Source organism: Conexibacter arvalis (assembly GCF_014199525.1).
Taxonomy (GTDB): domain Bacteria; phylum Actinomycetota; class Thermoleophilia; order Solirubrobacterales; family Solirubrobacteraceae; genus Conexibacter; species Conexibacter arvalis.
Map to the genome: position 1 here is coordinate 32781 of NZ_JACHNU010000006.1, position 24773 is coordinate 57553.

22 protein-coding genes and 2 tRNA genes are annotated in these 24773 nt (G+C 74.1%); 4 read left to right on the forward strand and 20 right to left on the reverse strand.

What is annotated here, in order from left to right; genetic code table 11:
• Nucleotides 1-113: 113 nt before the first annotated feature.
• The 16 genes from BDZ31_RS18180 to BDZ31_RS18255 are packed head-to-tail and all read right to left on the reverse strand — an operon-like array spanning nucleotide 114 to nucleotide 18299.
• Nucleotides 114-848, reverse strand: coding sequence for an amidohydrolase family protein (locus BDZ31_RS18180; protein WP_343075626.1), 735 nt, complete (start codon nucleotides 846-848; stop codon nucleotides 114-116).
• Complete coding sequence (locus BDZ31_RS18185; protein ID WP_183343785.1) at nucleotides 845-1801, reverse strand: amidohydrolase family protein; 957 nt, start codon at nucleotides 1799-1801, stop codon at nucleotides 845-847. The genes BDZ31_RS18180 and BDZ31_RS18185 overlap by 4 nt, the downstream gene beginning before the upstream one ends.
• Complete coding sequence (locus tag BDZ31_RS18190) at nucleotides 1798-3147, reverse strand: hypothetical protein (protein WP_183343786.1); 1350 nt, start codon at nucleotides 3145-3147, stop codon at nucleotides 1798-1800. Before BDZ31_RS18190 ends, BDZ31_RS18185 begins: the two co-directional genes overlap by 4 nt.
• Nucleotides 3144-4271, reverse strand: coding sequence for a mandelate racemase/muconate lactonizing enzyme family protein (locus BDZ31_RS18195; protein WP_183343787.1), 1128 nt, complete (start codon nucleotides 4269-4271; stop codon nucleotides 3144-3146). The genes BDZ31_RS18190 and BDZ31_RS18195 overlap by 4 nt, the downstream gene beginning before the upstream one ends.
• A complete protein-coding gene (locus BDZ31_RS18200) occupies nucleotides 4268-5041 on the reverse strand; it encodes an amidohydrolase family protein (RefSeq protein WP_183343788.1) in 774 nt (257 codons plus the stop codon). The genes BDZ31_RS18195 and BDZ31_RS18200 overlap by 4 nt, the downstream gene beginning before the upstream one ends.
• The gene (locus BDZ31_RS18205) at nucleotides 5038-5892 is read right to left on the reverse strand and encodes a creatininase family protein (protein WP_183343789.1); all 855 of its coding nucleotides are present in this window, start codon (nucleotides 5890-5892) and stop codon (nucleotides 5038-5040) included. The genes BDZ31_RS18200 and BDZ31_RS18205 overlap by 4 nt, the downstream gene beginning before the upstream one ends.
• On the reverse strand, nucleotides 5889-6971 hold the full coding sequence (locus tag BDZ31_RS18210; RefSeq protein WP_183343790.1) for a Gfo/Idh/MocA family oxidoreductase: 1083 nt from the start codon (nucleotides 6969-6971) through the stop codon (nucleotides 5889-5891). Before BDZ31_RS18210 ends, BDZ31_RS18205 begins: the two co-directional genes overlap by 4 nt.
• Nucleotides 6968-7363, reverse strand: coding sequence for a RidA family protein (locus BDZ31_RS18215; protein WP_183343791.1), 396 nt, complete (start codon nucleotides 7361-7363; stop codon nucleotides 6968-6970). The genes BDZ31_RS18210 and BDZ31_RS18215 overlap by 4 nt, the downstream gene beginning before the upstream one ends.
• Complete coding sequence (locus BDZ31_RS18220; RefSeq protein WP_183343792.1) at nucleotides 7360-8169, reverse strand: ATP-binding cassette domain-containing protein; 810 nt, start codon at nucleotides 8167-8169, stop codon at nucleotides 7360-7362. Before BDZ31_RS18220 ends, BDZ31_RS18215 begins: the two co-directional genes overlap by 4 nt.
• Entirely contained in the window at nucleotides 8166-9188 is a 1023-nt protein-coding gene (locus BDZ31_RS18225) for an ABC transporter ATP-binding protein (RefSeq protein WP_183343793.1), read from the reverse strand. Before BDZ31_RS18225 ends, BDZ31_RS18220 begins: the two co-directional genes overlap by 4 nt.
• Nucleotides 9185-10066 carry an ABC transporter permease gene (locus BDZ31_RS18230; RefSeq protein ID WP_183343794.1) on the reverse strand — a complete coding sequence of 294 codons (882 nt, stop codon included), beginning with the start codon at nucleotides 10064-10066 and terminating at the stop codon, nucleotides 9185-9187. The genes BDZ31_RS18225 and BDZ31_RS18230 overlap by 4 nt, the downstream gene beginning before the upstream one ends.
• Nucleotides 10063-11034 (reverse strand): ABC transporter permease, encoded by a 972-nt coding sequence (locus tag BDZ31_RS18235; protein WP_343075627.1) that lies wholly within the window; start codon nucleotides 11032-11034, stop codon nucleotides 10063-10065. The genes BDZ31_RS18230 and BDZ31_RS18235 overlap by 4 nt, the downstream gene beginning before the upstream one ends.
• Nucleotides 11031-12656, reverse strand: a complete 1626-nt coding sequence (locus BDZ31_RS18240; RefSeq protein WP_183343795.1) for an ABC transporter substrate-binding protein — start codon at nucleotides 12654-12656, stop codon at nucleotides 11031-11033. The genes BDZ31_RS18235 and BDZ31_RS18240 overlap by 4 nt, the downstream gene beginning before the upstream one ends.
• Nucleotide 12657: 1 nt before the next feature.
• Nucleotides 12658-16386, reverse strand: coding sequence for a hypothetical protein (locus tag BDZ31_RS18245; RefSeq protein ID WP_183343796.1), 3729 nt, complete (start codon nucleotides 16384-16386; stop codon nucleotides 12658-12660).
• A gap of 30 nt (nucleotides 16387-16416) precedes the next feature.
• Entirely contained in the window at nucleotides 16417-17370 is a 954-nt protein-coding gene (locus tag BDZ31_RS18250; protein WP_183343797.1) for a zinc-dependent alcohol dehydrogenase, read from the reverse strand.
• The gene (locus tag BDZ31_RS18255) at nucleotides 17370-18299 is read right to left on the reverse strand and encodes a dihydrodipicolinate synthase family protein (protein WP_183343798.1); all 930 of its coding nucleotides are present in this window, start codon (nucleotides 18297-18299) and stop codon (nucleotides 17370-17372) included. Before BDZ31_RS18255 ends, BDZ31_RS18250 begins: the two co-directional genes overlap by 1 nt.
• 169 nt (nucleotides 18300-18468) lie before the next feature.
• Here BDZ31_RS18255 and BDZ31_RS18260 point away from each other — a divergent pair, with 169 nt between their 5' ends.
• Complete coding sequence (locus BDZ31_RS18260; RefSeq protein ID WP_183343799.1) at nucleotides 18469-19281, forward strand: IclR family transcriptional regulator; 813 nt, start codon at nucleotides 18469-18471, stop codon at nucleotides 19279-19281.
• A 26-nt stretch (nucleotides 19282-19307) separates the two neighbouring features.
• Here BDZ31_RS18260 and BDZ31_RS18265 read toward each other — a convergent pair whose 3' ends face one another.
• Nucleotides 19308-20087: an IclR family transcriptional regulator gene (locus BDZ31_RS18265; protein WP_183343800.1), complete on the reverse strand. Its 780-nt coding sequence runs from the start codon at nucleotides 20085-20087 to the stop codon at nucleotides 19308-19310.
• A 156-nt stretch (nucleotides 20088-20243) separates the two neighbouring features.
• Here BDZ31_RS18265 and BDZ31_RS18270 point away from each other — a divergent pair, with 156 nt between their 5' ends.
• The gene (locus tag BDZ31_RS18270) at nucleotides 20244-21269 is read left to right on the forward strand and encodes a U32 family peptidase (RefSeq protein WP_183343801.1); all 1026 of its coding nucleotides are present in this window, start codon (nucleotides 20244-20246) and stop codon (nucleotides 21267-21269) included.
• Nucleotides 21266-22636 carry an aldehyde dehydrogenase family protein gene (locus tag BDZ31_RS18275; protein ID WP_183343802.1) on the forward strand — a complete coding sequence of 457 codons (1371 nt, stop codon included), beginning with the start codon at nucleotides 21266-21268 and terminating at the stop codon, nucleotides 22634-22636. Before BDZ31_RS18270 ends, BDZ31_RS18275 begins: the two co-directional genes overlap by 4 nt.
• Nucleotides 22637-22689: 53 nt before the next feature.
• Here the strand turns inward: BDZ31_RS18275 and BDZ31_RS18280 are convergent.
• Both BDZ31_RS18280 and BDZ31_RS18285 read right to left on the reverse strand, forming a co-directional pair.
• A tRNA-Pro gene (locus BDZ31_RS18280) sits at nucleotides 22690-22763 on the reverse strand.
• A 122-nt stretch (nucleotides 22764-22885) separates the two neighbouring features.
• Nucleotides 22886-22956: transfer RNA gene (locus BDZ31_RS18285), tRNA-Gly, on the reverse strand.
• Between the two features lie 176 nt (nucleotides 22957-23132).
• Between BDZ31_RS18285 and BDZ31_RS18290 the strand changes: the two genes are divergently transcribed.
• Entirely contained in the window at nucleotides 23133-23744 is a 612-nt protein-coding gene (locus tag BDZ31_RS18290; RefSeq protein ID WP_183343803.1) for a hypothetical protein, read from the forward strand.
• Nucleotides 23745-23809: 65 nt separating this feature from the next.
• Here BDZ31_RS18290 and BDZ31_RS18295 read toward each other — a convergent pair whose 3' ends face one another.
• A complete protein-coding gene (locus BDZ31_RS18295; protein ID WP_343075628.1) occupies nucleotides 23810-24661 on the reverse strand; it encodes an SDR family NAD(P)-dependent oxidoreductase in 852 nt (283 codons plus the stop codon).
• Between the last annotated feature and the right edge of the window lie 112 nt (nucleotides 24662-24773).

Sequence of the window (24773 nt, forward strand, 5' to 3'; positions counted from 1 at the left end):
CGAATTGATCACTCCACGAAGCGCTCCCCTGGCACGATTGAACCGAGAGCGAGCGCCGTCGGCTCGTAGCTCATAGTTCTCAGCCGCTGCAGCGATCCTGCCGCAGCGCGCCCTCAGGGCAGCAGGCGCTGGAGCGTGCCGCCAAGGATCGCGGCGCGCGCCTCGTCGCCGAGGGGCCAGGCGTCATGGCGCGCGCGCTCGATCGCGGGGGCGCTGTTGGGCATGTCGGTCGAGAAGACCAGCCGCCCCCAACCGATCGGAGGAGCTGCGAGGCCGGCGAGGACGACGTCCCAGGGGGCGTAGGCCGTGTCGGCGTACAGGTTCGGCGCCCGTTCCAGCGCGGGGCGCGCATCGATCCAGAAGTCGGTCGCGCCGCTCTTGCCCATGACGAAGCTCGCCTGGGGATGGCGGACGGCGAGCTCGGCGAGCTGCAGCGGCAGGGCGAACGACGGCGTGCCCGTGCGGACGTAGATCGGCCAGCCGCGCGCGGCCGCCGCCTCGACCAGCGGATCGGCCTGGCCGTCCAGCAGGTCGAAGCCCTGCACCGCCGGATCGAGCGCCAGCGCGACCGCGCCGTCGTCGGCCGCGCGGGCCAGCTCGTCGAGCGCACCGCGACCGCGCCAGGGGCTGGCGACGGCGTACGGCAGCAGGCGGTCCCCGGAGCGGCGCGCGGCCTCCGCGACGAAGGCGTTGCCGTCGCGATGGTCGACGGCGAGGCAGCGCTCCTGCGGCGAGATCAAGGCCCGGTCGATGCCGAGCCGGTCCATCGCGGCGAGCAGCTCGCCGGCGGTCAGCGAGGCGTCGCGACCCACTCCGAGGCGGACGTGGGCGTCGAAGACCAGCGTCACCGCGTCTCCTCCGTGGCGTCGCCGGGCCCACCGGCCGGCGGGGACGCGTCGCCGCGCGCGTCGGACGCCTCGCCGGGCGCGGGCCGCTCGAGCCCCAGCGCGGCGAGCGCGTCGCGGTGGATGATCGCTTCGATCTCCTCCTCCGGCACACGCGGAAGCGCCGTGCCCTCGACGATCGCGTTGACGTCGCGCAACGCGGCGATCGTCTCCGCCGTCGTCGCGATCGGAAAGTCGGAGCCGAGCAGCAGCTTGTGCGTCGCGCCCCACTCCGACGCCAGCCGCATGCACTCCCAGAACGACCATGCGCGATACGGCAGCGCCGACACGTCCGCGTAGACGTGCGGGTGCTTGCGGATGACCGCGATCGTGTCGCGCTGCCACGGGTGGCCCATGTGCGCCATCACGATCCGCAGCTGCGGGAAGGCCAGCGCGATCTCGTCCATCGTCAGCGGGTGGGCGTAGCGCAGCGGCGCGTCGCGGATCGGGGAGGTGCCCTGGTGGAACAGGATCGGCAGGCCGTGGCGCTCGGCCCAGCGGTACAGCTCGCACGCGGCCGGGCCGAGCGGGTCGAATCGCTGGTAGTTGGGGCCGAGCTTCACGCCGCGCAGGCCCAGCTCGACGCGGCAGCGCTCCGCCTCCTCGATGCTGCCGGGCGCCGTCGGGTCGACCGACAGGAACCCGATCCGCCGGGCGGGGTCGGCGGCGGCGAACTCGGCCGTCGACTCGTTGATCCGCGCCGGATCGGTCGGGATGCCGGTGCCGCCAAGGGGATCGGGCAGCGCGATGTTGAAGACGATCGACACGTCCGCGGCCGCGAGCTGCTCGTCGTAGTCGGCCCAGCTGTTCGTCGTCACGACCGCCCGGTCGGGCCGCCAGCGGTCGTAGGCGCGCCGCTCGGACGGGGGGACCGCGTCGCGGTGCGTGGGCGTGTGGGTGTGGACGTCGACGATCATCGTGCCTCGGTCGGGAGAGCGGGGATGGAGCGGCCGGGCGACGCGGCCGCCGCGGCGCCGGCGGCGAGGGCCGGCAGCGCCTCGTGCGGCGCGAGCGCGTGGTTGTAGAAGGCGATCCCGTCGGCCCCGGCCGCCCGCAGCGCTGCGACGTCGGCGGCGATCGACGCCGGCGTGCGCGACGGATCCCAGTTGGTCGAGACGACCGCCGGCGCGTCGCCCGTCAGCCTGCGCAGCGCGGCGAAGTGGGCGAGCATCTCCTGGTCCGAGCGCTCGCCGAGTGTCAGGATCACGCCGTCGACCCCGGCGACCGCCTCCGGCGTGACGCCCTGCAGCGCGACGGTCGCCGCCTCTCCGTACGCGGTCGTGCGCAGCGTGGCGCCGTGCGCGTGCGCCTGCACGGCGGCGCGCGCGAGCAGCCTGCCCATCACCGCCGCGCGCGGCGGGATCAGCCGAGCCGCGAGCGCCGCCTCCACCGCTTCCGCGTCGGCCGGCTCTGCGCCGGGCGCGACCGCGGGACACGCGCTCGCGGACGCCCCGGCGGCGCCGGCCGCAGACGGTGCCGCGGCCGACCCGTTCGCCGGCACCGCGAACGGCGGACCAGCGGCGGCGCGCGTCTCGGCGGCAAGCTTCTCCGGGTCCTCCCCGGCCGCGGCGAAGACGGCGCGGCACGACCGGCAGAAGCACTGGCTGCCGAGCCGCAGCGCGCGCGCCGACGGCTCGCCCTGCCAGATCGTGATCGTGTAGCCCGGCTCCCACGACGGGTACCAGGCGGCCTCGACCTCGACGCCGTCGGGTCCGAACTGCCGGCAGACATCGTCGACCAGCGCGCGCACGTACGCCGCCGACTGCGGATGCGAGGGGCACAGCGAGCGGCCGACCGACGCGCCGTCGGCCGACTGCGCCTCCGCCTCCCGCAGCGCGGCGACGAGCGCCTCGTTGTGCAGCAGCACCAGCCAGGCGTGGAAGCCGATCCCGTGTCGCGCGCAGGCGGCACGCAGCTCGTGGACGGCCCGCACGGTCTCGGCCGAGGCGGTCCGCGACGGGGCGAGCGCCTCGTAGCGGGAGCGATCGGGCTCGAAGGCGATGTGCCCGGCGGGCACCGTCTCGACGCGGCCGTAGCGGGGGAAGAGCAGACGCGCGCGGTGGTAGGTGAGCGCGACGGCGACGCCGCCGAAGCCGAGCGCGGCGATCTGCTCCGCGAGCCGCTCCGGCCCTGCAAGCAGCGCCTCCTCCGGGTAGGTCCAGACGTACGGCGCGTATCTGAACGGCGCCGCCGCGCCGGCCGGCGCGGTCTCGCGCACCGGTGCCGCTCCCCCGGCCGCGCGCGCCTTGGCCTTCGCGCTCATCGGAAGGTCGCCTCCAGCTCGGCGCTCGGGATGACGCCGAGGCCCGGCCCGCCGGGCAGCCTCGCCGTCCTGCCGTCGATCGCGACGGGCTCGCGCGCGTACCGCTCGGCGTAGTAGAGCGGCCCCGCGATGTCGGAGGGGATCGTCTCGCTCAGCCGCTCGATCGCGCAGGCGACGTGCAGCTGCGCCGCCGCGCCGAGGTCGCCCTCCATGTTGGAGCCGATGATCGTCTCGAGGCCGAAGGCGGCGGCGAGGCCGGCCTGCGCGACCGCCCGCCCGAGCCCGCCGCTCTTGCCGACGTAGACCGCGACCGCGTCAGCCGCATCGGCGCGGACGACCCGCGCAAGGTCGCCGAGCGAGAAGACCGACTCGTCGACCAGCAGCGGCAGGCCGCGTCCGCGCAGGTCGCGCAGCCCGTCGAGGTCGTCGGCCGCGAGCGGCTGCTCGACGAAGGCCGGTCGCGCGGGAGCGCACAGCTCGATCGCGCGCGCGGCGTCGCCGCGGCTCCAGCCGCCGTTGGCGTCCATCCCGAGGAAGGCGCCGTCGCCGACCAGCCGGCGGGCGTGCGCCATGCGGCGGGCGTCGTAGGCCGGATCGAAGCCGACCTTCAGCTTGAAGGCGCCGAAGCCGCGCGCGACGGCGGCGGCGTGGGCGACGTCGATCGCCTCCTCGTCCCCGCTCAGCGACAGCTTCACGGGCACCGCGTCGCGGAACGGCCCGCCGAGCAGCGCCGCCACCGGCAGCCCGCTGCTGCGCCCGAGCGCGTCCCACAGCGCCATCTCGACGCCGGCCTTCGTGAAGGGATTGCCGGCGAGCGCGCGGTCCATCCGCGAGGCGAGCGCCGCGACCGGCGCCAGCGGCTGCCCGACGAGCGCCTCGCGCAGCAGCCCGCGCACGAAGTGGACGGCGGTGACGCCGTCCTCGCCGCTCCACAGCGGCGTCGCGGAGATCTCCCCGTAGCCGACCGACCCGTCGTCGCAGCCGACGCGCACGAGCGCGAACGGCGAGCTGCCGTGCGTCCCTCTCGCGCCGTGGACGACGAGATCGGGGTCCACCCGCGGCGTGACGGTCGTCGCCTCGACCGCGACGACCGCGGGAATCCGATGCTCCTGCTCGCGGCTCATCCGACCTGCTCCTCCAGTCTCAGGAGCGCGCGGGCGTTGCCGTCCAGCATCGCCGCGCGCACCTCCTCCTCGATCTCCAGCTGCTCGACCTCGGCGATCCGCTCGGCCGCGAACGGCTGGCTGACGGCTGCCCCGAGGCCCGCGTCGGTGCCGAACAGCAGCCGCTGCGACGGACAGCGGGCGACGACGGCGCGCATCCCGGCGTTCGGCGTCCCGCAGAGGCAGATCCACAGGTTCGGCGTTCCGGTGACCGCCGCGATCGCCTCGCGCCAGTGGTCCTGCAGACCGCCGTGCCCGAGCACCATGGGCACGTCGGGATGACGGCGCGCGAGCGCGGCGATCTGCAAGGGGGTCGAATACGGCGGCGTCCCGTCGTGGAAGAGGATCGGCGCGCCGTGCGCGGCCGCCACCTCCGCGATCGGGTCCATGCACGCCTCGTGCGGGCAGAACGCCTGAATCCACGGATGGAACTTCAGCCCGCGCATGCCCAGCTCGCCGAGGCAGCGCTCCGTCTCCGCCGCCGCGTCCGGCAGCCGCGGATCGACCGTGCCGAAGGCGACCAGCCGGTCGGGCGCCTCCGCGACCCACGCCGCGACCCGGTCGTTCTCCGCCGGCGACGGGTGCCACAGCCCGTCGAGCGTGAAGACGACGCTGACGTCGATCCCGAGCTCGTCCATCACGGCGACGTAGTCGGCCGCGGTGTACGGCCGCGAGTCGTACCGGCCGCCCTCTCCGCCCTCAGAGGGCTTGTGGACGTGGAAGTCGATCATCGCGCCGGCTCCTTGGGGGCGGCGGACGGCGCAGACGCGGGCGGCGCCGCGGCGACCGCCTCGATCGCGCGCGCGACCGCGTCGACGAGCCGCTCGAAGGCGGCGGCGCCGTCGGCCTCCGCGCCGTCGCGCGGGTCGTCGGTGAAGCCGTCGATCGCCGCCCACGCGCCCGGCTGCTCCAGCCGCAGGCCGTCGGGTGCGGACGGCCACGTGCCCGGCGACGGGCGCAGCTCGCCGTCCCGGACGCCCTCCGGTCGCAGCGCGCGCATCAGCGCCGTCTCGAAGGCGCCGGCGTGCCCCGGATACGACGTGCCCCACGGTCCGTCCGCCGCGGCCAGCGCCCAGTAGTCGGCGGCCGCCGCGACGATGCCGTGGAGGCGCGCCGCGTCGGCGGCCGCCTGCGCGCAGACGGCGCTGTTGCCGCCGTGGCCGTTGAGCAGCAGCAGCCGGCGCGCCCCGGAGCTCGTCGCGCTTGCGATCAGCTCGCCCAGGACCCGCGCGAGCGTCGCCGCCGACAGCGACAGCGTCCCGCCGAACGGGAGGTGATGTTCGGAGGCGCCGAACGCGAGCGTCGGGGCGAGCACGACCGTGACCGGCTGGCCGCCGCCCTGCGCCGCGCCAGCTCGCGCCGCCCCGCCGTTCGCCGGGTCGGCAGGCGCCGCCCCGCCCCGCGCCGCCCCGGCCCGCTCGGCAGCGGCCGCCGCGAGCCGCTCGGCCGCGACCGCGTCCATGCCCGTGGCGAGGTGCGGACCGTGCTGCTCGGTCGCGCCGACCGGCAGCACGACGACCGCCTCCGGAAGCAGCGCCGCCAGCTCCTCGCGCGTCGCCTCGGCCCAGCGCACGACGGTCATCGCGTCGCCTCCGCCGGGGCGCCCGGGCGATCCCGCGGGCCGCCCGCTCCACCTGCCGTACGGTCCGGTGCGCCGCGCTCCATCGCCTCGGCCAGCCGCTCGCTGAGCGCCAGCGCGGCGAGGCCGTCGGCGAGGAGAGGGACGGCTGGGCGGCCGGTCGGGGTCGTCGGCCGCTCGCCGCGGCAATGGGCGACGAAGCGGTCGAGCTGGCGGCCGAAGCAGCGGGTCGTGCGGTCGCCGGCGCCGACCAGCTCGGCGGTCTCGGCGCGCGACTCGACGCGCAGCGAGAACGCGGCGACGTCGATCGTCGCGCAGCCGCCGCGGCCGCGTACCGTGATCTCGCCGGCGACGGGGGCCGGCAGCAGCCAGCCGATCTCGAGCTCGATCCGATGGCCGGCGGGGTGCGCGAGGCTGGCCCCGCAGAGGTTGTCGGCCGGCAGCGCCGGGTCGGTCCGCAGCGACCACGCGTGCTCGAGCGCCAGCTCCTCCGGGCCGAGCAGGACGCGCAGCCAGTCGGCGACGTGTGCGCCCTCGTGGATCACGGGCAGGCCGTGCGCCAGCGTCGCGCGCATCCGCTCGGCGTGCTCGCGGTCGAGCGGATCGTCGAGCTCGTCGTAGACGATCACGCGCACCTGCAGCGGATCGCCGAGCGCGCCGTCGGCGATCAGCTCGGCGAGCCGCTCGATCGCCGGATCGTGGCGGTAGGTGAAGCCGACCTGCAGCAGCGCCGCGGTCTCCGGCGGCAGGTCGCCGTACGCCTCCCGCGCCGCGGCGAGCGACGTCGCGATCGGCTTCTCGGCGAGCACGTGGCGGCCGTGCTCGACGGCGAGGCGGACGAGCCCGGGCGTCACCCACGGCGGCGTCGCGACGACCCAGGCCGTGACCGACTCGTCGGCGAGCAGCTGCTCGGCGTCGTCGAGCACCGGCACCCCGGGCGCGTCGATCAGCGCCCGCTGGACCGGCGAGGGCTCGACGATCGCGGCCAGCTCGACCTGCGGGTGCGCCAGCAGCGCCGGCAGGTGGGCGCCGCGCCCGATGTCGCCGGCGCCGACCAGCGCGACGCGGATCGGTGCGGTCACGAGCGCACCGCCACGATCGCGTCGATCTCGACGTCGAAGCCGTTCAGCTCACAGGCGACGACCGTCCGCACCGGCTTGGGATCGTCGAACCATCTCGCGTAGACCGTGTTCATCCGCGCCCACAGCGCGATGTCGGTCAGGTAGACCGTGACCTTCACCGCGTCGCGCAGGTCGGCGCCGGCCGCCTCCGCGACCGCGGCCAGGTTCGCCAGCGTCATCTCCGTCTGCTCCTCGATCGTGCCGCGCACGATCGCGCCCTCCGGGGTGATCGCCGCCTGGCCGGCGAGGAAGAGGAAGCCGCCGGAGACGATCGCCGACGAGTACGGGCCGGCCGGGCCGGGAGCGGTCGGCGGGGCCGTCGCCTCGCGGCGTTCGGGACGCGAGCCGCTCATCGCGCCCCCTCGATCTCGCGGGCGTGCGGCAGGGGCTCGGGGACCGCGGCAAGCAGCTCGCGCGTGTACGGATGCTCGGGTGCGGTGAACAGCCGCTCGCGCGAGCCGGTCTCGACGATCCGACCGCGCTGCATGACGGCGACGACGTCGGACATGTAGCGGACGACCGCGAGGTTGTGCGAGACGAACAGGTACGTGAGGCCGAGGCGCCCCTGCAAGTCGCGCAGGAGGTTCAGGATCTGCGCCTGAATCGAGACGTCGACCGCCGAGACGGCCTCGTCGAGCACGATCAGCTCGGGCTCGAGCGCGATCGCGCGCGCGATGCCGACGCGCTGGCACTGGCCGCCCGACAGCTCGTGCGGGTAGCGCTGCGCGAACGCCGACGGCAGCCCGACGAGCGCGAGCAGTTCGCGCACGCGCTCGGCGCGCGCCGAGCGCGGCATCCGCTCGTGCACTGCCAGCGGCAGCCCGACGATCTGCTCGATCGTCTTGCGCCGGTTGAGGGCGGCGACCGGGTCCTGCAGCACGATCTGCATCTGGCGGCGCTGCCTGCGCAGCTCGCGGCCGTCCAGCTCTGCGAGGTCGCGGCCGGCCACGCGGACGCGGCCGGAGGTGGGCGTGTCGAGCCCCAGCACGAGGCGCGACAGCGTCGACTTGCCGCTGCCGGACTCGCCGACGAGCCCGAAGGTCTCGCCGCGGGCGATCGTCAGCGAGACGTCGTCGACGGCCTTGTGGACATGGTGGCGCCCGACGCGGTAGTGGCGGCTGAGGTGCTCGACCTCGACCAGCGGATCGACGGCGCTCACCGGTCGCCTCCGGTCGGCGCGAGCGCCGGCGCGACCGTGCCGGCGCTTCGCTCGGGGGCGAGATGGCAGGCGGCCGCGCGGCCGCCGGCGATCTCCGTCAGCGGCGGTCGCTCGCGCTCGCAGCGCTCGTACGCGTACGCGCACCGCGGACGGAAGGAGCAGCCCGCCGGCAGCTGGCCGGCCGACGGCGGCTGTCCCGCGAGCGCCGGCATCGGCGCCGCCGGGTCGGCGTCGAGCCGGCACACCGATGCGAGCAGCCCCTCGGAGTAGGGGTGCAGCGGGTTCCGATAGAGATCCGCCAGCGGCCCCGTCTCGACCAGCCGGCCCGCGTACATGACCTGCAGGCGGTCGCAGAAGCGCGCGGCGACGCCGAGGTCGTGGGTGATCAGGATCACGGCAAGCCCGCGCTGCTCGGCCAGCCGCAGCAGCAGCTCGAGGATCCGCGCCTGCGTCGTCACGTCCAGCGCCGTCGTCGGCTCGTCGGCGACGAGCAGCTCGGGACCGGCGCTCAGCGCCATCGCGATCACCACCCGCTGCCGCATGCCGCCGGAGAACTCGTGCGGATACTGGTCGGCCCGCCGTTCCGGGTCGGGCACGCCGACCTCTCGGAGCAGCTCCACGACGCGTCGCCGCGCGACCGCTGCGGTGACGTCCTCATGGGCGTGGATCGCCTCGGCGATCTGGTCGCCGACGCGACGCACCGGGTTCAACGCCGAGAGCGGATCCTGGTAGACCATCGCCGCGCGCCGTCCGCGGATCGCGGCCAGCTCACGCTCCTCCAGCGCAGCGACGTCGGTTCCGTCCGACAACGTGATTTGCCCGGAGCTGATCCGCACGGGCGCCTGCAGCAGCCGCATCACCGCGAGTGCCGTCAGCGACTTGCCCGAGCCCGACTCGCCGACGAGCCCGAGGCGCTCACCGGCGCCGAGCTGAAACGAGACGTCTCGCACGAGCTGCAGCGGGGCGTCACGCCCGACGACCTCGATCGTCAGCCCGGTCACGGTGAGCGCAGCTGTCATCGCTCCTCCTGTCGCGGGTCGAGCGCCTGCTGGAGCTGCGACCCGAAGGTGTTGAACGCGAGGATCGCGACGAAGATCGCGACTCCCGGGACGACCGTCAGCCAGACCGAGCGGTACAGGCCGGCGTATCCCTCTTGCAGCAGCGTGCCCCACGACGCCTCGGGCGGCTGCACGCCGAGTCCGAGGAACGAGAGGCTCGCCTCGATCCCGATCGCCCAGGCGACCGTCAGCGACGCCTGCGCGATGAGCGCTGGCGAGGCGTTGGGCAGCAGCTCGCCGAAGACGGTGCGCAGCGGGCTGACGCCGACGGCGCGCGCCGCCAGCCGGTAGTCGGAGCGCAGCTCCGTCAGCAGCGCCGAGCGCGCGATGCGCGCCGTCTGCGGTGCGAGCAGCAGTCCGCTGATCAGCGCCAGCGTCCACGAGCTCGCGCCGAACGCCGCGACGAGGATCAGCGCCAGCAGGATCGGCGGGATCGCCAGGCACGCGTCGGCGGCGCGCATCAGCCCCTCGCCGACGGCGCGCCCGGCCGCCGCGGCGACGAACCCCCACAGCGTCCCGACGGCCATCGAGACGGCCATCGCGCCGAACGCGACCAGCAGCGTGAGCCGTCCGCCGGCGAGCGTGCGGGCGAGCACGTCGCGGCCGAGGTCGTCGGTGCCCAGCCAATGGGCGCCGGAGGGCGAGGCGAGGATCTCCCGCGTGTCGATCGCCGTCGGCGATCCGGCGATCGGCGTCGCCAGCAGCGACAGCAGCAGGAGCACCGCGATCGTGACGGCCGAGACGACGGCCGCCGGCCGGCGCGACAGCCGCCGCACGATGCCGACGCGTCCCGCCGCTGCCGTCTCGAGCGCCGGGCCCGTCGCGACGGTCGCGCTCATGGCTGCCCCTCCCCGACGCGCAGCCGCGGGTCGAGCACGCCGTACAGCAGGTCGGTGACGAACGTGACGAACACGAAGATCGCGACCGCCAGCAGCACGACGCTCTGGAGCACGGCGTAGTCGCGCTTCAGCACCGCGTCGACCACCAGCGAGCCGAGCCCCGGCCAGCCGAAGACGTACTCGACGACGACCACGCCGCCCAGCAGGTAGCCGACCGTCACGCCGAGGTACGTGAGGCTCGGGATGAGCGCGTTGGGCAGCGCGTGCCCGAGCACCACGCGCCGGCGCTGCAGGCCCTTGCCCGTCGCCGTGCGGATGAACGGCGCCCGCAGCGTCTCGCCCAGCGATGCCCGCAGCAGGACGACCAGCGGCGCGGCGACCGCGAGCCCGAGCGTCAGCGCCGGCATCGCGACGAGCCGCAGGTTCTCGAGCGGGTCCTCGACGAACGGCACGTAGCCGCGCGCCGGCAGCAGGCCCGCCTGCACGCTGAGCACGACCACGAACGCGATCCCGACCAGGAACGGCGGAGCGGCCATCAGCGCCGCGGTCGCCGCGTTGACGAGGCGCGCTGCGATCGAGCGCGGCCGCGTCGCGCTCACGAGCGCGGCCGGGACGGCGAGGACGAGGCCGACCACGAAGGCCAGCCCCGCCAGCTCCAGCGTCGGGACCACGCGCTGACCGATCAGCGTCGTGACCGCGTACTGGCTGAAGTACGACTGCCCCAGATCGCCCTGCAGCAGGCCGCCGACCCACGAGAGGTACTGGGCGACGACCGAGCGGTCGAGGCCCAGCTCATGGCGCAGCTCCGCCAACGCCGCGGGGTCGATGTTGCGCGCCCCGCCGAGCTTCGTGATCGTCGGGTCGCCGGGGACGACCCGCAGCAGCGCGAAGGTCAGCAGCGAGGCGAGCGCGAGCAGCAGGACCCCTGCGCCCAGCCGGCGCAAGACATAGCCGCGCAACCCGTTCACCGCGCGAAGCCCGCCTGCGTCAGATCGACGTTGCCCTGCGTGTCGACCCACGCCCCGACGACGTCCGGCTGGACGACCGTCTGCAGCGTCGTGAACGCGATCGGCAGGACGGGCACGGCTCTGTTCTGGACCTCCTGCAGCTGCGCGTAGATGCCGTCACGCTCGGCGGCGTCGCCGGTGGCGACCGCTCTGCTGGACAGCTCTCTCCACCCGGGCAGTCTCGCGTTGCACTCGCAGACGCCCTCGTTGAGGAAGCTGAGCTGGTACATCGGCGTCGTCGGGAGCGACAGGTAGTTGGCGACGATCGTCCCGGGGAAGCGCTTGCCCGCCGGGTAGAACGCCTCCAGCCACGTGCTGAACTCCTCGCGCTGGATCTTCAGCGTGATGCCGATCTTCTTCAGGTCCTCCTGGAGGATCTGGCCCATCTGCGCCCACTCGGGGAACTGCCCGGCGGGGGTCAGGAAGGTGAGCGTCTCGCCCGCGCCGACGCCCGCCTCGGCGAACAGCGCTCTCGCGCGGTCGAGGTCGAACGGATACGCCGCCAGCGACGCTTCGAATGCCTGGTTTCTGGGCGACAGCATCGAGGCGGTCTCGGGGACGAGGCCCTTGCCCGCGTACGCGACTCTCAGCATCGTCTCGCGGTCGATCGCGTGCAGCAGCGCCTGCCGGGCGCGGACGTCGTCGAACGGCGGGCTGGCGTTGTCGACCTCCCAGTAGACACCGGCCGAGATGTCCTCGGGCTCCAGCGCCCTCCCCTGCGTCGCCGCGACCAGCCCGTCGACGTCGGCGGGCGGCACCGACCACAGCACGTCGAGATCGCCGGAGCGGAACGCCGTCGCCGCGGCCGTCGCGTCGGGCGAGCGCACGATCTCGATCTCGTCGAGGTTCGCCTGCTCTCCCCAGTAGTCGTCGTTTCTGACGAGCGTCACGTGGTCGTCGGGAACCATCTCAGCGAGCTTGAACGGTCCGGTGCCGACCGCCGCCTTGGCGGCCGTCGAGAACGTTCTCGGCTGCACCATCACGAGCGACGACGCTGCCAGCGCGTCCGGAAGCAGCGCGTTCGGCGCGCTGAGCCGGAGCACCAGCCTGGTCGGCGACGGCGTCCCGATCGACGCGATCATCTCGATCTTCGTGCGGTCGGGGTTGGGAACTCTCGGGTCGAGCACGCGCTCGAGGTTGGCCTTCACAGCCCGCGAGTCGAACGGCGTGCCGTCGTGGAACCTGACGCCTGAGCGCAGCGTGAACGTCCACGTCCGCTGGTCGGGCGAGGCGCGCCACGACTCGGCCAGGCCGGGTTCGGTCTCGCCGTTGCGCCCGGCTCTCGTCAGCCCGTCGAACAACAGCGGATGCACGACGAGCTGCTGCGCCGCCGACCGCGTGTGCGGATCGAGCTGCGAGATGCCCGACGCCGTCCCGTAGACGAGCCTTCCGCCGGCGCTCGCCGGCTGCGACTCGCCCGTTGCTCCGCGGTCGGTCGTCGGGCTCGATCCGCCGCAGCCGACCGCGAGCGCCGCGCACCCGGCGGTCAGCGCGGCGACGCCCGCGATGCGCGCGGCCGCTGCCGCAGCGCGTGTCTCTCTCATCAGCACCACCGTGCCTGCCTCTCTCCCAGATGACTTCATCTCATCTCACCTCGACCCGCAGGCTCACCGCACCGGTGAATCCGCTCAGGTCGAGCGTCTCGCCGCTGAACGGCACGATTCTGCCGGTCACCGTCTCTCTGACCGCGGTGACCGCCCTTCCGGCGGGCAGCCGCAGCCGCAGCTTCAGCTCTCTCAGCGACGCCGACGCGGGCAGCGTGGCGGTCACGTCGAGCCGTCTCGCCGAGGCGATGCTCGAGACGACTCTGTAGGAGACCGCCCCGAACGGCGTCGGCGCGTCGTCGACCGCGATCGTCTTGCCCTCCTCCGTCCACGCGCGCGGCGTCGAGAAGGCGAGCCAGAGTCTGTCGGGGATGCCGTCGGCGCGCTCGCCGACGTGGACCAGCGCCTCGCGCAGCGCGACCAGGAAGCCGTCGGCGTTCGAGCTGGTCGGCGGCAGGTACATCGAGCGGAAGTACTCGCCGAGAACCGGCCCGATCGTGTGGCCCTCGCCGCCGACGAACGTCTTGCGGGTCATGCCGTGCGCGAGCTTGCCGTAGAGCGCGAGCACGATCTTGTCGGCCTTGTCGTTGGCGGCCAGGAAGCGGACCCGCTCGATCATGTAGACGTTGTCGTCGCCGGTGGTCTTGTAGCCGGGGAGGCCGTTGGGGAACACCGAACCGATCGCGGTCGGGTAGTAGTTGAAGCGCTGCAGCCCGAGCATCAGCGCGCCCTGCTCGCGCGAGTAGCGCCAGATGTCGTCGGCCTCCGCGCTGCCCGGCGCGAAGATGCCCGACGCGAGCACGTACGGATGCAGCAGGTTCCAGTAGGAGCCGATTCTCGTCGCGGTGATCGGATCGAACGCCACGTGCCCGCCGAGCAGGTCGTGCGGGACGAACGTCGCGCTGCCGACGGAGCGCTTGGAGCTGTCGATCGCCGCGCGCAGGCTTCTGCGGAAGCTCTCCGCGATCGGCTCGTATCTGGCCGCCAGCGCGGACTCGCCGATCAGTCTCCAGACGAGCGCCATGTCCCGCATGCCGCGCCACCCGACCGCTTGCGCGTGGGTGCCGTACAGGCTCGCGGTGATGTCCCCGCTCGCGCCCTCTCTGGGCAGGATGCCGTTGGGGTCCGCGGCGAGCTGGCTCGCCATCGTGTCCATCAGGCTCGCGTACGTCGGCGTGTTGGCTCTGATGAAGGCGGTGTCGCCGGTCAGGAACCAGTACGCCGCCGCATGCGAGAGCTTCTCGCCCCGCTCCCAGTTGGGGTATCTGGTCGCTCCCTTGCTCAGCGGCAGCAGCGCCTGCAGCCCGTCTCTGGCCGCCGCCGGGAAGCCGTACTCCGCGAGCCGCTGCAGCGCCGAGCTGCTCTCCGGCTGGAAGTAGGTCTCGTAGAGGTTGCCGTAGCTGTAGCGCCAGTTCAGCTGGAGCGCCTGGATCAGCAGGTTGCGCTGCGCGTCCATCACGCGCTGCTCCGGCACCTGATACGTCGCGCCGGTCGCGAGCTTCGCGTTCCACTCCGTTCTCACCTGGCTGAGCGCGGCGGCGTAGCTCGCCGCGTCGGCGGTGAAGGTGCTCGGCGCCGCCGGAGCGACCGGGCGCACCAGATAGCGCGTCTGGACCGCACCGCTGGAGATGTCGACGGTCGACCTCAGGGTCGTGCCGTGCTCCAGCGTCCAGCCGGCGCCGTCGTAGACGACGACGTTTCCGTCGCTGGTGATCGATCCGCCGGCGTCGCTCAGCGCGCTGTCTCCGGTCACGACGCGCAGGTCGACCGCGCTCAGCGAGGAGGTTCCCCTCTGCGCCGTCAGCTTCACGAAGCTGGCCGGCGTTCTCGTGCCCGGCAGCCAGGCGACGAACGACTCCTGCGTGTACGCGACGCCGTCGATGTCTCTGTAGGAGACCTGGAGCACCGGCAGGTGGCCGTCGGCCAGCGCCGGCTCCTCCAGCGCCGCCTCGCAGAGTCCGTAGCGTTCGCGCCCGTCGACGCCGACGAAGGTCGTCATCCGACGTCCGTCGGCTCTGCGGGACGCGATCTGGCTGCCGTCGGCGACGTGCAGCGCGCCGCTCTGCGCGAACGTGTCCGCCTGCGGGGCCCACATCGGGATGTAGAAGACGCCCGAGTCGGTCAGCCGGTTGCCGGCGGTGCCGGCCGGCGAACCGACGCCGCGCAGCGGCAGCAGATGGTCCTTGATGTTGTCGTAGGTCGGTCCGCCCGGCGCGCTCAGCAGGGCCTCGCCCCACACGTCCGGCTTCGATCTCAGGGCCGTCTCGACGGAGGCGACGTAGCCGCCCGGGAACGACAGTCTGGCGACGCACTGCGCTCTGACGAGGTCGCCGACGCGGCCGACGCTCGGGCCGAACGAGAGCTCGATCGCCATGTCGCGGCTGACCGGCCCGCTGGCGTCCCATGCCTGCTGGGTGGCGTCGTCGGCGCGTCGCGCGACGCGGCCGGCGCCCGTCTCGACGGCGCCGGTGCCGACGACGAGCACGTACGTGCTGCCCGATCTGACCGCCGCGCCATCTTCGAAGCGGACCGAGCGCTTGCCGGCCGGGCCCGCCGCCAACTCGGCGGAGGCGACGACCGCGCCGCTGGGCGAGCCGTTGCGGACGGTCAGGGAAAGCGGACCATCGTTGGCCTCGGTCAGCCAGATCGACGCGTCGTAGAGCGTGCCGTCGAGGGCGCTGAACCCCTGCGCCGCGACGTCGGGTCCGTGGACGGGGCCGAAGTCGCCGCTGGTCGGCGGCTGCGTGTCGCGCGTGACGGTGGCGCCGCAGAAGCCGACCTCCAGCGCCATCTCCCAGCCGGTCGCTCTCCGGTCGCCGCCTCCGCCGCCGCCGTCTCTGACGTACACGTAGCCGGAGGGGGCCGGGACCAGCTCGGCCGTCCCTCTCGTCGCGGCGGGGGCGTTGAGCTTGAGGATGTACGTGTTGCCGGCTCTGACCGCGATCGCTCTCGGGAAGGTCACCTCGGCCTTGCCGGTCACGCCGGCCGCGATCGTCGCGGTGCCGAGGACGGTGCCGCCGATCGCCGCGCCCTCGATCACCGAGACGGTGACCGGAGCATCGGCCGCGGCGGCGATCCAGACCGAGGCGCGTTCGATCGAGGAGCCGGCGGCGACGAACGAGTCGCCGAGATAGAAGCCGCCGTAGATCGCGTTGCCGGGACCGCCGACGGACTCCTGCAGCACCGTCGCGGGCGCGCCGAGCGTACAGCTGCCAACGCCCGCGGAGCCGCAGAAGTCGACCTCCATCGCCATGTCCCAGTTGGTCGGTCTCCAGTCGCCGCCGCCTCTGCCGCCGTCTCTGGCGTAGACGAATCTGCTCGCCGTCGCCGGGATCAGCTCGGCGAGGCCTCTGGTGGCGCCGGGGGCGTTGACCTTGAGGATGTAGTCGCCGCCCGCTCTGACGGCGATCGGGCTGCTCGGCGTCGCGACCGCCTTGCCGCTCACGCCGGCCGCGATCGTGGCGGTGCCGACGACCGTGCCGCCGATCGCCGTCCCCTCGATGACCGACAGCGTCACCGGTGCGTCGGCTGCCTGCTTCATCCAGACGGCCATGCGCGTGATCGAGCTGCCGCTGGCGACGAAGGCGTCGCCGAGGTAGAAGCCGCCGTACACGGCGTTGCCGGGGCCGCCGACGCTCTCCTGCGTCCAGGTGGCCGGCGCCCCGACCGGGCAGGATGGCGCCTCCGCCCTCGCGGAGGCCGCTGCGGTCGTCAAGGCGAGCAGGGCGACGGCCAGCGTCGTCGCTGCTCTGCGGATTCGGCTGCTCACGTCATCCTCCGATCGGGACACCGGATCGATTCAGGGCACCAGCAGGGTCTTCGCGTGGGCCGGCGGCCGCTCGAGCAGGTCGAGGAAGACCTCGACGCCCGCGTCGAGCGGCTCGCTTCTCACCCACGCGCTCGTATCGAGCTGCGCGACGATCTCGAGCGCGCGCGCGAAGTCGCGCTCCAGGTAGGCGAAGGTGCCGAGCACGCGCTTCTCGCCGCGGACCAGCGCGAGCCCGTCGAAGCCGGCGTCGGCGCCGTGCAGGCCGATCCAGACGGCGCTGCCCCCGGGGACCAGCAGCGCGGCGGCGTCGGCGCGCGTCTCCGCGCTGCCGACGGCGTCGACGATCACGTCGAACTCGCCCTCCAGCCGCCGTGCGGCGTGCGCGACGCCGGCCGCGCGGGCCGTCTCCAACCGCTCCTCGCTGAGGTCGCTGACGACGACCTCGGGGACGCCGAGCCGCTGCGCGACGAGCGCCGTCGCGAGGCCGAGCATGCCGGCGCCGATCACGCCGACGCGCGCCGGATGCGGATCGTGCGCCTGCGCGAGCGCGAGCGCGTGGACGGCGTTGGCGACCGGCTCGACGAGCGCGCCGTCGGCGAACGACATCCCGTCCGGGAGCGGCACGCAGCACGACTCGGGCAGCGCGACCCGCTCCGCGAAGCCGCCGTCGCGCTGGATGCCGACCAGCGCCCGTGTGCGGCAGACGTTGCGCAGGCCGCGCAGGCAGCGGTCGCAGCGGCCGCACGCGATCAGCGGGTTGACGGTGACGCGCTCGCCCGTGTCGAGCCGGACGCCCGCGATCTCGTGACCCATCACCAGCGGCGGGATGCGAAACGGGCTCTGGCTGCGGAAGCCCTCCAGCTCCGAGCCGCAGATGCCGACGGCCTTCACCTCGACGACGACCTCCCCGGGGCCCGCGACCGGCTCGGGCTGGCCGGCGCGCTGCTCGAGCGTCAGCGGCGCGGTGTAGACGATCGCGCGCATCAGCGCAGCGCCGCCTCCGCCGCGAACGCCTCCAGCACCTCGCGGCGGCGCGCACCGCCGAGCGGGGTCAACGGCAGGCGCAGCTCGTCGGAGTCGATCAGGCCGCGCTCCAGCAGGACGGCCTTGATGACGGCGACGTAGTCGCGGCCGCCGAGCGCGCCGTGCAGGAACGGGGTCGCGGGCCGGTAGGCGGCGTACGCGTCCTCGGTGCGGCCGGCTCGCAGCAGGCTCCAGACCTCGGCGGCGCGCGCCGGGTAGACCATCGGCAGCGCGACCATCGCGCCGTCGGCGCCGCGCGTGAACTGGTGCCAGAGGACCGCGTCGTCGCCGGCGTGGACCGTCAGCCCGGTCGCCTCCTTCAACTCCGCGACCTTCTCCAGAGCCGTGTCCGTGACCTTCACGTGCGTCAGCCTGGGGACTGCCGCGGCGATCGCGACGACGTCGGCGACGCTGAGCGGGGTGTGGTTGGCGGCGGGGTTGTCGTAGAGGCAGAGGTCGGCGGGCGCCTCGGCCGCGATCTCGCCGAAGTGGGCGATCAGCCCGTCGCGGCTGTTGGCGAAGTAGTTCGGAACCGACACGACGAGCAGGTCGGCGCCGGCCTCCCCGGCCGCGTCGAGCAGCCGGCGGCTGTGCTCGATCGAGTTGTCGCCGATCGAGAAGGCGACCGCGCCGACGAGGTCCCGCCGACCGCAGGCCGCTCGCAGCAGCGCGATGCGCTCGTCGAGGGTGAGGCTCGGCACCTCTCCGACGCTGCCGCCGACGAGCACGCCCGCGACGTGTCCGGCGAGATCGTCGAGCACGCGCCCGAAGCTCTCGAAGTCCACCGCACCGTCCTTGAATGGCGTCAGCAGCGGCGGCAGCAGCCCCGTGACACGTCTCGCTTCACCCGCCGCAGCGCCGTTCGCGTGCGATGCCGGAGTTGCGCTCATCGACTCCACAAACCTCTCCTCGATCAACTGACGAGCGAGACCGTATCAGAATGAAAGCGAGCTTTCGAAATTTTTGGCAGACCACTTGCGAATTTTTCGGCAGCCCTCCTTCACTGCGCTTGGTATGGTCCTTCGGCCTGTCGTTCAGCCGTCTTCCGGAGAATCCGTCATGACCATGCCAGCGCCGCCAGATGAGCCCAGGACCAACGCGGTCCAGGCCGTCCAGCGGACCCTCCGCCTGCTGCGGGACCTCGGCGACGCCGGCGCGATCGGCGCCCCGCTGGCCGCGCTCGCCCGCAGCGCCGGCCTGAGCGAGGCGACCGCGCTGCGCTACCTGCGGACGCTCGTCGACGGCGAGTTCGTCGAGTACGACGAGGCGACCGCGCGCTACCGCCTCGGCCTCGGCGTGCTGGTGCTCGGCGAGCGCGCGCTCGGCGACGTCGACCCGCGCCCGCTCGTGCTGCCGCAGATGGAGGGGCTGCGCGACGCGTGGGGGCACACGGTCAACCTCGCCGCCTTCCGTAACGGGCGAATCGTGCTGATCGAGGTGATGGAGGGCAACCGCTCGATCAAGAAGGGCGCCCAGGTCGGCGAGGAGGACCAGCTCCACTCGACCGCGCTCGGCAAGGCGCTGCTGGCGAGCCTCCCGCGCGAGCGCGCGCTCGCGCTGCTCGCCGAGCACGGTATGCCGGCGACGACCGAGCACACGATCACCTCCGCCGAGGCGATGGCGGCCGAGCTCGACCGCGTCGCCGCGCGCGGCTACGCGACCGACGAGGAGGAGGCCGAGCTGGGCCTGCGCTGCGTCGGCGTCGCGATCCGCGACCGCCGCGGCACGCCCTCGTACGGCATCTCCGTGAGCGCTCCCGTGCAGGCGCTCGACCACGACGACAGCGCCGAGATCGGCGAGGCGCTCGTCGCTGCCGCGCGCGAGCTGTCGCGCCGGCTCGGCCACCGCGCCGAGGCGACGCCGGTCGGCTGATCCGGGCATCGCGTCAGTCCGCCGCCTCAGCCCCGCGGGGCGCCCATCTCCTCGGAGACGCGCGCGGCCGTCGCCCGCACGGCGGCGAGCACCGCATCGCGTCGCCCGTCGCCGAGCACGTCGGCGCGGAAGCCGGTGACCGACAGGCCGCCGCAGCAGCGGCCGGTCGCGTCGAAGACCGGCGCCGCCATGCAGGCGATCCCCTCGTACTCCTCCTCGTCTTCGACCGCATAGCCGACCGCGGCGCTCTCGCGCAGACCGGCGAGCGCCTTCGCCGCCCCGCGGCCGTCGCCGACGAGCGCGCGCTGGCGGTCCTCCGGCAGATGGGCGGCGATCGCCTTGCCGAGCGCAGTGGCGCCGAACGGGACGGTGCGGCCGACGAAGGTGTGGAACTGGACGAACGACGGGCCCGCCGCCTTCGCGAGGTAGATCACCTGGTCGCGCTCGAGCACGCCGGCGTGGGCCGGGAGGCCGACCTCCTCGGCGAGCCGCTCGAGGTGCGGCTGGGCGATCTCAGGCAGGCCGAGCCTCGTGATCAGCCGCGCGCCGAGCCGGTAGATCGCGAGCGTCGGCTGCCAATGGTGGGTGCGCCCGTTGACGCGTTCGACCGCGTAGCCGCGTGCTTCCAGCGTCCGCATGATCGCCGAGCAGCTCGCGAGCGGGACGTCGGCGCGGCTGGCGATCTCGGTCAGCGAGAGCGGCCCCTCGGACTCGGTCAGCAGCTCGAGGATCGTCAGCGTGCGATCGGCCGCCGGCGCCTTCGAGCGCGGCGGGGGCGTGGCAGCGGCGTGTCGGGTGTCGTCCATCGCTGAGTTTCGAAATATCGAAGAGTTCATCGAAATGCCGGAACGTTCGCCGCATGCTCGACCATGCGACCCGTGCTTGTCAAGCGTGTTTTCACATGCCGTCACGTTTCGGTATATCGATTGGTTAATTGATATGTCGTTGCTACGGTCGGCGCCATGATCCCAACCCGTCACCTGCTGGCCGGTCTCGGCCTCCCTGACACCGACGCCCACGACCTGCCGGCCTCCGCCAAGCGCTTCGACGACGGCGGGCAGTGGCGGCTGGAGATCCCCTCGACCGAGGGCCCAGAGTCGCTGCGCACCGTGCTGGCGGCCGCCGACGAGCACGGCCTGCGCGTCCATCGCGTCAGCCAGGGGAGCGGGATCACGCTTCAGAGCGACGACGAGATCCGCGAGATGGTCGCGCTCGGCGCCGAGCGCGACCTCGAGGTGTCGCTCTTCACCGGCCCGCGCGCCGGCTGGGACGTCGGCGTCCAGGCCGTCACGAGCTCCGGCCGGATCGCCGGGATGAGCCTCCGCGGCGCCGACCAGCTCCGCTACGGCCTCGACGACGTCGTGCGAGCCTGCGAGCTGGGGCTGCGCAGCGTGCTGATCAGCGACCTCGGCCTGCTGCGCGTGCTCGGGCGGCTGCGCGCCGCCGGCCACCTGCCGTCCGACCTCGTGCTGAAGGTCTCGGTCTCGCTGCCGGCCTCCAACCCGGCGACCGCCGCGCTGCTGGAGGAGCTGGGCGCGACGACGATCAACCTGCCGGTCGACCTGACGCTCGCGCAGCTGGCGGCAATCCGGGCCGCCGTCGACGTGCCGGTCGACCTCTACGTCGAGACGACCGACGACTTCGGCGGCCTGCTGCGCTACCACGAGATCCCCGAGATCGTGCGCGTCGCGGCGCCGGTCTACCTGAAGTTCGCCGTCCGCAACTCGCCCGGGCTCTACCCCTCCGGCGAGCATCTGCGCGAGGCGGCGCTGTCGACGGCGCGCGAGCGCGTCCGCCGCGCCGCGCTCGGGATCGCGCTGCTGGAGCGCACCGCGCCGGCGGCCGTGATGAGCCGCAGCTCCGGGCACGGCCTTCCGGCGACGATGCCGGCGGCGCCCGCCGGAACGGCGGCGAGCGCCGGGCCGGACGCGTCCGCGGTCGGCGCACGCGACAGCTCGTCGGCCTCCGCGAACGGCGGTGCGGCGTGATCGTCTCGCGCAACCCGGCCGATCCGGCCGACGAGGTCGGCCGCTTCGAGGCCGCCGGCCGCGACGCGGTCGACGCGGCGATGGCGCGCGCGGTCGAGGCGCAGCGCGCCTGGGAGGCGGGCGGCGCGGCGGCCCGCGCAGCCGCGCTCGACGCGCTCGCCGACGCGCTGCGCGAGCGTGCGGAGCGGCTCGCGGCGCTGATCGTGCGCGAGGTCGGCAAGCCGCTGACCGAGGCGCGCGGCGAGGTCGCGCGCGCGGTCGCGATCGTCCGCTATCACGGCCAGAGCGCGCTCGACGCCGACGGCGAGCTGCTGCCGCCGGCGCCGGGCACGTGGCAGCTCGCGACACGCCGCCGGCCGCGCGGCGTCTGCGCGCTGATCACGCCGTGGAACTTCCCGCTCGCGATCCCGCTGTGGAAGGCGGCGCCGGCGCTGGCGGCCGGCAACGCCGTCGCGCTGAAGGTCGCCGAGGAGGCGAGCGCCTGCGGCGCCGCGCTCGCCGAGCTGTTCGCCCAGGCCCTGCCCGACGGCGTCGCGACCGTCCTGCATGGCGGTGCCGAGACCGGCGGCGCGCTGCTCGATCACCCTGCGACCGCCTGCCTGTCGTTCACGGGCAGCACCGCCGTCGGCACCGCGCTCGTCGCGGCCGGCGGCGCGCGTTCGCTGCCGGTGCAGGCCGAGATGGGCGGCCAGAACCCGTCGATCGTGCTCGCCGACGCCGACCTCGACCATGCCGCCGCGACGATCGCCCACGCGGCGATGGGCTTCGCCGGCCAGAAGTGCACGGCGACCAGCCGCGTGATCGTCGAGCGTTCGGTGCTCGGCGCCTTCACCGAGCGGCTCGTCGGCGCGGTCCGCGAGCTGCGCGTCGGCGCCCCCGCCGACGCGGCGACGGCCGTCGGGCCGCTGATCGACGATGCCGCCCGCGACCGCGCGCTGGCCGCGATCGCGGCGGCCCGTGGGCGCGGCGCGGAGCTGCTGTGCGGCGGCGAGCCGCTGGAGCCGGGCAGCGTCCTGGCTCCGACGCTGCTGGCGCTCGCAGACCCGGGCGACCCGCTCGGCCAGGACGAGCTGTTCGCGCCCGTCGCCTGCGTGCTTCCCGCCGACGACCTCGATGCCGCGATCGCGTCGGCGAACGGCGTCCGCTACGGCCTCGCGGCGGCCGTCTTCACCCGCTCGCTGGAGCATGCCGCGCGCGCGGTCGACGCGCTCGACGCCGGCCTCGTGCGCGTCAACCAGTCGACGGCCGGCGTCGACCTCCACGCCCCCTTCGGCGGCACGAAGGCGTCGTCGTTCGGCACGCGCGAGCAGGGCCGCGCGGCACGCGACTTCTTCACCGAGACGCGCACGGTCAGCATCTCGCTCTGACCGCGCGCCGTCATGACGACGAAAGCCCCGCATCGCGCGGGGCTTTCCTTCAGTCGGGGAGACAGGATTTGAACCTGCGACCGCCCGGCCCCCAGCCGGGTGCGCTACCAGACTGCGCCACTCCCCGTGGCACTGCTATGTGGTCACTCGCGGCACTGGGGGCTGGCCGCGCGCTCACGGGATGATACCCCGGTCGGACGCGAGTCGGCGCGCCGGTCGGCGCTGCCCTCGCGGCGGGCCGGAGTGGAGAGCGGGCGACGGGAATCGAACCCGCCCTAAGAGCTTGGAAGGCTCCTGTGCAACCACAACACTTCGCCCGCGGGTCCGTCGATGATACCGGCGCGCACGCCACAGGTGCGGGAACGCTCCCAGCACCGAGCCGGGCGCACGCGAGCGTGACCGGTCAGCGCCCGTGCAATCGGCCGCCCGCACCGCAACCTCCGCCGCCCCTCTCGCGTTGCAACCGCAAACGACCCACCCGGAGGTTCGATTCCGCATGAAGCGCCCCAAGCGCCTGAAGCTCCCCTCGCCGGCGATGATCGTCGCGCTCGTCGCGCTGTTCGCCGCGCTGGGCGGCACGTCCTACGCCGCGCTCAGCGTCGGCTCCGTCACGTCGCGTGAGATCAAGAACGGCTCGATCCGCAACGTCGACTTCAAGAGAGGCACGTTGCGCGGGCAGGAGTTCAAGCGCGACTCGCTCGGCGGCGGCGCGATCAAGGAGGAGTCGCTCGACGCCAGCAAGCTCGGCAACGTCAGAACGGCGTCGAGAGCGACCGAGGCCGAGAGAGCGACGCTCGCCGCCGGCCTCACGCGCCAGCTGGCCGTCGCCGCCGACGGCGCGAGAAGCAACGACCGCGGCGGCGTCGTCTCCGTCATCAAGACTGCGACCGGCCGCTACCAGGTGCTGTTCGACACCGACGTGAGAGCGTGCGCCTACTCCGCGACGCTCGCGATCACCCCGCCGCCGGCCGACAGAAGAGACGCGCCGGTCACCGGCGAGATCGCCGCCTCGCCGCTGGCGGGCAACGTCAACGGCGTGGAGGTCGCGACCGCCGACAGCGCCGGCGTCGCCGCCGACCGCGCCTTCCACCTGACGGTCTCCTGCTGAGCGGGAGCTGACCGCACCGGCCGCGCGCCCGCTCGCGCGGCCGCCGACCGCGCGGCGACGGCGGGCTACCGCGTCGCCGCCGGTCTGCGCTCCTCGGTCGGCACGTCGCCGTCGCCGTCGGTCAGCGTCGGCGGCGGCCACGGGCCGAACCAGTTGTCGCGGGCGCCGTCGAGCGTCACGACCGTCCCGCTCATCGCCCGCCCCAGCGGCGAGGCGAGCAGCGCGACCAGCCACCCGTGCTCGTGCGGCTGCCCGAGCCGCTGCAGCGGGACCGTCCGCGCGACGCCGGCCCGCACCGGCTCGGGGTACTTGTCGAGCGCGTCGGTCTGGAAGTGGCCGGCGGCGATCGCGACGACCGCGATCCCGTCCGCCGCCCACTGCCGCGCCCACGCCGCCGTCAGCGACTCGACCGCCGCGCGCGCGGCGCTCGAATGGGTCATCCCCGCCAGGCCGTGATGGGGCGACAGCGTGACGTTGACGATCGTCCCCCGTCCCGCCGGCCGCATCGCCCGCTCGACGGCCAGCTCGGCCATCCGCGTCGTGCCATCGACGTTGAGGCGGAAGACCGCCTGCCACCCTCTCGTCGCGATCGCCTCGGCCGGCACGAAGTACTGCCCGCCGGCGTTGTTGACGAGCAGGTCGAGGCGGCCGTGGTGCTCGAGCGCCGTGTCGACGATCCGCCGCGCGTCGTCCTCGTCGCGGATGTCGCCGCAGACGACGCTCGCCGCCGCGCCGATCCTCGCCGCCGTCGCCTCCAGCACCTCGGCGCGGCGGCCGGCGATCACGACCTGCGCGCCGCAGGCGGCCAGCTCGGTCGCGGCGGCGCGGCCGAGGCCGGTGCCGCCGCCGGTGACGAGCGCGACCTGCCCGTCGAGCAGGCCGGGGGCGAAGATGCGGGAGGGCGCTGGAGTGCTCACGCCGCCGATCCTACGCCCGGCCGCCCCGCGCCGCGCAGGATCGGGCACGGTGGACGGGCCGCCGCGGGAGGTGCACGGCAGGGCCGCCGCGGGAGGTGTGCGGCAGGGCCGC